This is a genomic window from Mesorhizobium sp. M7A.F.Ca.ET.027.03.2.1, assembly GCF_003999175.1.
Lineage (GTDB): Bacteria > Pseudomonadota > Alphaproteobacteria > Rhizobiales > Rhizobiaceae > Mesorhizobium.
This window is the reverse complement of sequence record NZ_RZOM01001394.1, coordinates 1-1,244: the sequence shown is the minus strand read 5'-3', so window position 1 is coordinate 1,244 and position 1,244 is coordinate 1. Positions and strand designations below refer to the sequence as shown.

Sequence of the window (1,244 nt, the reverse complement as noted above, 5' to 3'; positions counted from 1 at the left end):
ATGTAGGACGGGTGGTTGTGGCTCTCCATCTTGAAGACGACGCAGTCGCCGTCGCCGATGTCGACCACGCCGGCATTCTCGCCCGGCCCCTGGATGACCTGAGGTCCGGTGGTCGGCAGCGTGCGCAACCATTTCTTCGAGGATTTGTAGGAGCAGTGCTCATTCCACATCGCCGAGAAAATGCCGAGTTCGGTGAAGCTCGGCTCGCGCCCGACAAGATCGAGGATGCGCTGATACTCGTCGGGCTTGAGCCCGTGTGAGGCAATGAGCTCGGGGGTGATCGGCACGGAATTGGAAATGGTCATGGGCGGCGATTTATATCCGGGACGTTGGGATTTTGAGTCCCGTCTTATCGCAAGCCTTGCGGCCGATACACCCATGGATTGACGAAAAACGACGGAAAACCGGACAAAGCCACGCAGTGTCAGGAGAAGCTGTCGTAGCCGGCGCGGCCTTCATCGAGAAGTCGCCGGATCGCCGCGACGCCTTCGGCTATGTCCCCGCGCTGTCTCGGCTGCGAAACGCCAAAGCGGACGCCATGGAAAACCTGCTCGGAACGGCCGGCCTTGAATTCGTCCTCGTCGTCGATCAGCACGCCGTGCTCCAGGCAGGCGTTCTTGAAGGTGCCGGAAAGCCAGGGGTCGGGCAGGGTCAGCCAGACAAAGGGCACCCTGTCATGCGACTTGACCGCGAAGCCGGCCAAAGTCTCGCGCACGATGGCGATGCGGGCGCCGATTTCGGCGATGCTGCGCTTGCGTATCTCATCCGCCTGACCTGACAGCACCAGCCTTGTATTCACCTCCGCCAGCAGGAAGGGCATGCCGCCGGTCATCATCTTGTGGGCGACACGGATGCGGTGGCGGTAGGCGGGCGGGCAGGAAAGCCAGCCGCCGCGCACACCGGCTGCGACCGACTTCGACAGGCCGCCCGCGACGATGGTGCGTTCAGGCGCATACTCGGCCAGCAATGGTGTCGGATCGTCGGTCAGATTGCCATAGAGGTCATCCTCGATGAGGACGACGTTGTATTCGCGTGCGACATGGGCGATCGCCTCGCGGCGCGCCGCCGACAAGGTGGCCAGCGTCGGATTCTGCGCCGTCGGCATCAGGAAGATCATCTTGGGATGCTTTTGCGCGCAGACGCGCTCGAAATCCTGCGGATCGATGCCTTCCTCGTCCGATGCCACCAGCGCGGTGCGCCTGCCGATCAGGCCGGCGCTGCGGGAAATCTGCGAGTAGGTGAGG

General features: G+C 62.9%; 1 protein-coding gene and 1 pseudogene. Both read right to left on the bottom strand.

Annotated elements, in window-relative coordinates:
- Window positions 1-305, bottom strand: a pseudogene (locus EN750_RS34980) (phosphoribosylformylglycinamidine synthase II); the annotation flags it as partial.
- A 119-nt stretch (window positions 306-424) separates the two neighbouring features.
- On the bottom strand, window positions 425-1,244 hold an 820-nt coding region (locus tag EN750_RS34975), incomplete at its 5' end, for a PLP-dependent aminotransferase family protein (RefSeq protein ID WP_145968221.1).